Source organism: Actinospica durhamensis, from assembly GCF_018139695.1.
GTDB classification, from domain to species: Bacteria; Actinomycetota; Actinomycetes; order Streptomycetales; family Catenulisporaceae; genus Actinospica; species Actinospica durhamensis.
Genome location: NZ_JAGSOG010000365.1, coordinates 1 through 7,112, shown reverse-complemented (window position 1 = coordinate 7,112; position 7,112 = coordinate 1). Strand labels below are relative to the sequence as shown.

The 7,112-nt window shown below is 70.0% G+C and carries 5 protein-coding genes; all 5 read left to right on the top strand.

The features are described from left to right. Positions 1-835: 835 nt before the first annotated feature. A complete protein-coding gene (locus tag KDL01_RS37515) occupies positions 836-1,840 on the top strand; it encodes a DinB family protein (protein ID WP_212533475.1) in 1,005 nt (334 codons plus the stop codon). 255 nt (positions 1,841-2,095) lie between these two features. After that, complete coding sequence (locus KDL01_RS37510) at positions 2,096-3,208, top strand: tyrosine-protein phosphatase (protein WP_212533474.1); 1,113 nt, start codon at positions 2,096-2,098, stop codon at positions 3,206-3,208. Positions 3,209-3,331: 123 nt separating this feature from the next. Continuing rightward, positions 3,332-4,309: a LacI family DNA-binding transcriptional regulator gene (locus KDL01_RS37505; RefSeq protein ID WP_212533473.1), complete on the top strand. Its 978-nt coding sequence runs from the start codon at positions 3,332-3,334 to the stop codon at positions 4,307-4,309. A gap of 52 nt (positions 4,310-4,361) precedes the next feature. Continuing rightward, positions 4,362-6,398 carry a purple acid phosphatase family protein gene (locus KDL01_RS37500; RefSeq protein WP_212533472.1) on the top strand — a complete coding sequence of 679 codons (2,037 nt, stop codon included), beginning with the start codon at positions 4,362-4,364 and terminating at the stop codon, positions 6,396-6,398. An 85-nt stretch (positions 6,399-6,483) separates the two neighbouring features. Then, the coding region (locus KDL01_RS37495; RefSeq protein WP_212533471.1) for an IS701 family transposase at positions 6,484-7,112 on the top strand (629 nt) is incomplete at its 3' end.

Genomic DNA, 7,112 nt, shown 5'->3' with positions numbered 1-7,112 from the left:
CGCCCTGATCACAGCACTCGAAGAAACCACCCGGACGGAGCACGCCGACAAGCCCGTCAAGCAACTGCGCGCCGCATAGAATCAACCCAGACCGTCACCGAAGATCCACGAGACTCGGGACAACCTCGTCCGGCCGCCTGGCCACTGGCTGCGGAGAACTGATTGCGGCTCAGCGAAGGTATCCGAGTTCGTCTACGCTTCGAGTTGGGGTGCCAAGGAGCACGTCGGGCGAGGCCGGTAGTCCGTAGCAGACGTTGAAGGTGTCCAGGCGGTAGGACCACTGGCCGCCTGAACTGCCGATGAGCCTGTAGTTAATTCGCCACCGCAGCCACTGCCCGCGAGCGAGCCGGACCGCGGGCGGTCGCCGGTTCCGCCGCGGCATGCTGAAGAAGGATGTCACAGGCGGACTCACTCGAAGCGTCCCGTCGAGCTCGCGCAGCGATAACCCGGAGTCTGACATGTCCCCTCGGCGTGTCTGCGGGCTGAATCCGGTGCGTTCCGAGATCAGGACTTCGTGCAGGCCGGAGGTGAGGTCGGGCGGCAGGGCGAAGGATGCCGGGGTCGCGTTGCGCACCGCGGCTGCGGGCCCTCCACGGGACTCCTTGGTCCACGACGTGCGCACGCGCTGAACGACAACATCCATACAACCGATGATGGCGCAAGGACAGGCATTGCCGCGAGGGCATTTCCTTCATATCCGGCAACCTCGCAGCACGTGCGAGAACTCGTTGTTCGAAGGCTTTCGCGCCCCCGTGCCGATGCTGACGAAGTCCACTGGCACTGCCATAATTCAGCCAGCGCACGCGGTCGTCCCCCCATGCGGAAGGGATCGAGGGTGGTCTGGAAGGTACCCGCCGCGACGGAGGTCGAAGGGCCGCTGTACGGCGACGAGCACGCGATGTTGCACGGCTTCCTCGACCACCACCGGGCTCGGTTTCTGGTCACCTGCGCCGGTCTCAACGCCGAGCAGCTCGCCCGCCGCGCTTGCCCGCCCTCGAACCTGTCCATGCTGGGCCTGGCCCGGCACCTGGCCGACTCCGAACGCGTCTGGTTCCGCCGCCGCTTTGGCGGCCAGCGGGTCGAACCGCATTTCGCGCCCGCTCCGCGGCGCACCTGGCTGCTGCGCCGACTCGGTGGCTTGGGTGGAGAGGACATCGAGCCTCGCCACGCCCCGTCGGAGCATCGCGACGGCGCGTTCGAACACGCCGAAGCGGCCCACGCGGAGCACGACTGGGCCGTGCTGCTCACCGAACAGCAGGCCGCCCGGGACGCGGTCGCGCGGCTGCCGCTCGACGCCCAGTATCACACCGAGAGCTACGGTGAGGTTACCCTTCGCTGGGTCCTGATCCACATGGCCGCCGAGTACGCGAGCCACAGCGGGCACGCCGAACTGCTCCGCGAGCGTATCAAGGGACGGACTCGAACCGCGGCCGCGCCGCGTACGCCGAGAGCGGGTGGCGCCGAGCGTGGGGCCGAGGGCAGCGGTGGTACGGGGGCGAGGACCGGTGGCGGCAGGGCCAAGGCAGCGGACTCCAAGACGGCGGGCACGAAAACGGCGGGTTCCAAGGCGCCTGGTCCCAAGACTGCGGGCGCGAAGACGGGCACCGCCAAGACGGGCGCGAGCGGTGGCGGGGCCATGACCGGCGGAGGTGGTACGCGGGGCACGGGCGACTCCAGCACGACGCGCAGGGCCCGTCCGACGAAGTCGGCAACGACACCGAAAACGTCCACGGGGACCGCCACACCGAACCTGAACCCGAAGTCGAAGCCAAAATCGAACCCGAAATCGAACCCGAAGCCGACGCCCAAGCGGAGCTCCACGGGCACCGCTGAACCCTGATCCGAGTCCGGAGAAGTCCCGTGCCACCACGTGGTCGTGGTCGCGGTCGACGAACCGGGACATCAACGTAAGAACAATATGAGCCCGCTGCCCCGGGGCGTGGCCTCGAGTCGAATTCGCGGACGGGGCGGGGCGGCGAAACGGACAAAAGGCCGCCCCACCTGCCGAGTACTTCATCCCTACTTCGCCGTCCGGTCATCTCCGCGGTGCTTCCACGGCCTCACTAATTCGCATTAGTGACCTAGCCTCCGGCCCATGAACACTTCTTCCCGCCTGAACCGCGGCGGCGCGCTGCTCGCTGCCGCCGCCCTCGTCGCCGGCGGCGCCGGCACTGCCGTCGCCGCGAGTGCGCCTGCGCAGCCGGCCGCGCACAGCTCCGAGCTCGCCAGCGCCTTCACCTCCGTTCCGTTCAGCTCCGCCGACGTCGTCGCGGGAACTTCGGCCGGCACCCTCTCCGTGACCTGGTCCGCCCCGCACCCGCTCGGCGTCGTGGCCGTGTTCGCCGGCACCACCGCCAAGACCCAGACCCGCTTCCTCGGGTTCGGCAAGACCACGGACACGCTGACGGTCACCGCCAAGTACGGCGAGTGGATCAAGCTGGTGCCGGCGATCGGCCAGCCGCTCGTGCTCTCCGTTCGTGACCTCGGGCTGGCCAGCGACCCGAACCTGCGCGACGTCGGCGGCTACCGCACGACGGACGGCCAGTGGGTGCGCATGGGCTCGGTCTACCGCTCCCAGGCGCTCTCGCTCAGCTCCGGCGACCTCGCCGTGGTCGACACCCTGGGCATCACCAACGACTACGACCTGCGCACCACCAGCGAGATCGCCGCGGGTGCGGACGTGGTTCCGGCCGGCGCCACCTACACGAACCTCAACGTCATGGCCGACATCTCTCTGACGCCGACGCTGACCAGCCCGGCCTCGGCCGAGCAATACATGCAGCAGCTCGAGCAGTTCTTCGTCACCGACGCCAACGCGCGGACCCAGTTCGGCACGCTGCTCAACGGCATCGCCGACAGCAAGGGCGCCACGCTCTTCCACTGCACCGCGGGCAAGGACCGGACCGGCTGGGCCACCGCCGTGCTGCTCACCCTGCTCGGCGTTCCGCAGGACACCGTCATGCAGGACTACCTGCTGAGCAACACCTACTACTACGACTCCCCGGCGATCCAGGCCGAGCTCGCCTCCATGCCCGCGGCCGAGTCCGCGATCTACGCCCCGATGCTGCAGGTGCAGGCCTCTTACCTGCAGGCCGGCCTCGACCAGGTCACCGCCAGCTACGGCTCGATGTACAACTACGCCGTGCACGGGCTTGGCCTGAGCCCGCAGACCATCGCGAAGCTGCGCGCCAAGCTGCTCGTCGGCTGACCCTGGTCCTGCCGCCGATCGACACTCGAGGCCGGGGACGGACCGCCGCGCGCGTTCCGCCCCCGGCCTCGACGCGTCCCGCCCGATCGGCGCTAGAGTTGAGGCCCCACGAACGAGGAAGCGATGCGACGAGCCCCCAGCCGGATCACCAGCAGCGACGTGGCACGGGAAGCCGGGGTATCGCAGACCACGGTCAGCTTCGTGCTCAACGGCACCCGCGGACAGACGATCCCCGAGGAGACCAGGCGGCGGGTCCTGGAGGCGGCCAAGCGGCTCGACTACCGCCCGCGTGCCTCCGCCCGTTCGCTGGCAGCCGGCCGCAGCGACGTGGTGCTGCTCGCGCTCCCGGGCGTGCCGATCTCGGCGAACCTCTCGCGTTTCATCGAGCAGTTCGCCGCCGCGCTCGCGGAGTACGGCCTGTCCCTGGTCACGCACCTCGCCGAGGGCCGACCACTGCCGGACCTGTGCGCCGCGGTGGACGCCTCGGCCGTGGTGAGCCTGATCCCCTTCGATGACGAGACGGCCCAGGCGTTGCGGCGCGCGGGCGCCGAAGTGGTGCTCGGGGCCGGGGAACAGGGCAGCGCCGGACTGCAGGAGATCGGCCGGCTTCAGGCCCGGCACATCATCAGTCTGGGACGCGACCGCCTCGGCTACGCGCTGCCCGGGGGGCACGCGAGCCAGTGGCGGGTTCAGGAGCGGCTGCGCGGCGTCGCGGCGGAGTGTGCGGATAGCGGGCTGGCCGAACCCGTCGCGCGGGAAGTCGAGATGGACGCCGAAGCCGCCGCCCTAGCCGTGGACGACTGGGTCGCCGAATCGGTCACCGGAGTGTGCGCGTACAACGACGAGACGGCCATCGCGGTGCTCGCCGGCCTGCACCTGCGCGGCCTGCGGGCCCCGCAAGACATCGCGGTCATCGGTGTCGGCGACGTCGCCACGGCGCGGGTGAGCATTCCGGCGCTGAGCACCATCGGCTTCGATTACGCGGAGCAGGGCCGGGAACTGGCGCAAGCCGTCGCGGCCCGGCTGGACCTGGTGAGCGAGCCGGTCCCGGCGGTGGAGGGCATCGCACGCCCCCGACTCATCCTGCGTGCGTCAGCCTGACCGCAAGCATCCCGCCACGGGGCGTTCACCTGTCCCTTCTATCGTCGCGGGAATGGATGAGTCAGTAGTTGAAGAATCAGCCGAGGCGGGCACGGACGAGTCCGGGTTCTCCCGGCGCGGCTTCCTCGCCGGCGCGGCCGGTATCAGTGCCGTGGCCATCGTCGGCGTGGGTGAAGGCGTCGTGCTGCCCGAGGACGCGCTGGCCGCGAGCGCGCCGGCCGGGCCGCCGACCACCACGCTGCCGCTGCCCACGACCACGGAGCCCGAGCAGCTCCTGCTGACCTGGGGCGCTGACCCGGCGACCTCGGTGACCGTGTCCTGGTCGGCTCCGGGCACCGTCGCGCAGCCCGCGCCGACGCTGGCCTATTCGACCTCGCCGATCACCGCGCACAATCGCGGCCACCTGGTGAAGCTGCCCGACCCGGCGCCGCTCGACGTGGCCCGCCGGTACGAGAAGGCCTCGGCGGTGAGCTTCACCGACGGTCTCAACGGCCAGACGACCTACTTCTACCACGTGCAGCTGGGCGGTCTGGAGCCCGGCACCACGTACTACTACCAGGTCAGCGACGGTGCGGCCGAGGAGTCCACGGCTGGGGCATCCTTCGAGACGGCTCCGTTCGGCCGGGCGAAGTACCGCTTCTCCAGCTACGGCGACCTGTCCACCCCGTCCTGGGATCTGAACGCCTCGGGCAACATCTGGCACGAGTCCTGCGACAACTCGTACTACGCCGTGAGCGCCATCGAGAACCCGGGCGACGGCGGCCCCGCGCCGCTGTTCCACCTGCTCAACGGAGACCTCTGCTACGCGAACCTGGACATCGAGAACGCTCCGGGGGTCTGGCGCGACTTCGGCGTCAACGTCGCGCGCTCGGCCGCGAACCGGCCGTGGATGCCCGCGCTGGGCAACCACGAGACCGAGTTCGGGGTCTGCGACCACTCCGGACACGCGGGCCAGGCGCCCGGCGGCGTCGCGGCGCAGGGTGCGGCCGGCAACTACTGGAACGGCCCGTACGGGTACGGCCACTACCTGAGCCGGTTCCTGCTGCCGGACAACGGCGTGACCAACTGGGACGGCAACCACCTGCGCGGCAACTTCTACAGCTTCCAGGTCGGCACGGTGAAGTTCATCTCGCTGGACGCCGACGACGTGATCTACCAGGACGGCGGCTCGGCCTACCTCAACGCGGCCGCCGACGCCGTTCCCGAGACCACCTCGTCGGGCGCGCAGATCCCCAACGGCACGGTCACCTACAACCACGGGTACACCGGCGACCTGGAGATCGTGGCGCAGGACAACTCCGCGGTGCCGGACCACTCGGACGGAACGCCGAACCTGCAGACGCAGTGGCTCGAGCGGACGCTGGCGGACGCGCGCCGGGACCCGGACGTGGACATGATCGTGGTGTTCATGCACCAGTGCGCGCTGTCCACCTCGCTCCCGGGCAACGGCTCGGACCTCGGCATCCGCCGGGCCTGGCTGCCGCTGTTCGACCACTACCAGGTGGACCTGGTGCTCTCCGGCCACGAGCACGACTACGAGCGCAGCTACCCGGTCCGCGGCTACGACGCCGGCGCGCACGGCACCGTGGTCTCGCCCAACCCGGGCCAGACCGCCGGCGACGCGGTCGACACCCGGCGGCCGGCGGTCGCGACGACGCAGTACTCCACCGTCGACGGCGTCCCGGCCTGGGACACCGCCACGGGAACCGTGTTCCTGGTGCTCGGCGGCGGCGGGACCAACGGCCCGACCAACACCTACGGCGAGGACACCGCGACCAGCGTGCCGCAGGCCAAGGTCATCACCCAGCGCAACGCGATCACCGGTTCGCAGGCCGCCGGCTTCAAGCGCAACGCCGCCGACTCGATCGAGGACGCCCCGTGGTCCGCGTCCCGCAACGCGAGCGACGCGTACGGCTACGCGATCTTCGACGTCGACCCCGGCAAGCGCCGCGGCGAGACGACCATCACGATGCAGTACTTCGCGGTTCCGGCCGTGAGCAACGAGACCGGTTCCGCGCACGACGGCACGACCACCATGCCGACGGCGCCGTTCGAGAAGTTCGTCTTCGGCCGCCACATCTCGCGCTAGCTCGATGTCCCGCTAGCGGTAGTTTGTTGACTGGGGGTCCGTTCCGCAGTATGCCCTGGTAGAGGCGTTCTACGATGGGGGTGCGATGACAAGGCGGCAACCGGTCCCGGCGGCGCCGGGACCGTTGGAGGGGTACGCGGCGCGGTTCGATGACGTGTTCCGGTCCCTGGCGCAGCGCCGCGGGTTTCGCGAGTACCTCACGGGCCTGCTTGCACCGAGGGATCGGAACAAGACGTTAACTGCTCTGGCCGGGGCGGAGCCGGTGGCCGGCGCGCAGCACCCGGCGGTGCAGCGGCTGCAGTTCTTCCTCTCCGAGGCCCGCTGGGAGCACGAGCAGGTCAACGACCGTCGGCTCGAGCTGCTGCGCACCGGCCCGGCGACCGCGCCGCACCCCGGCGGGGTGCTGGCGATCGACGACTCCGGGGACCGTAAGGACGGCACCAAGACCGCGCACGTGGGGCACCAGTGGCTGGGGCGCTATGGCAAGACGGACAACGGCGTGGTCACCGTCACCACGCTCTGGAGCGACGGAAACCTCTACTACCCACTGCATGCGGATCCTTACACGCCCGCCAAGCATTTCGACAAGGGGAAGAACGACCCGGGGTTTCGCACGAAGCTGCAGATCGGGGCGGAGCTGGCACGCCGTGCGGAGGCGGCCGGGTTCCCGTTTCGCGCGGTCGCGGCCGACAGTGCCTACGGCGACCAGGACGG

Excerpts from the sequence above, each read along its gene's own strand:
- KDL01_RS37500 (WP_212533472.1), top strand. The coding sequence starts at position 4,362 with ATGGATGAGTCAGTAGTTGAAGAATCAGCCGAGGCGGGCACGGACGAG.
- KDL01_RS37505 (WP_212533473.1), top strand. The coding sequence starts at position 3,332 with ATGCGACGAGCCCCCAGCCGGATCACCAGCAGCGACGTGGCACGGGAA.
- KDL01_RS37510 (WP_212533474.1), top strand. The coding sequence starts at position 2,096 with ATGAACACTTCTTCCCGCCTGAACCGCGGCGGCGCGCTGCTCGCTGCC.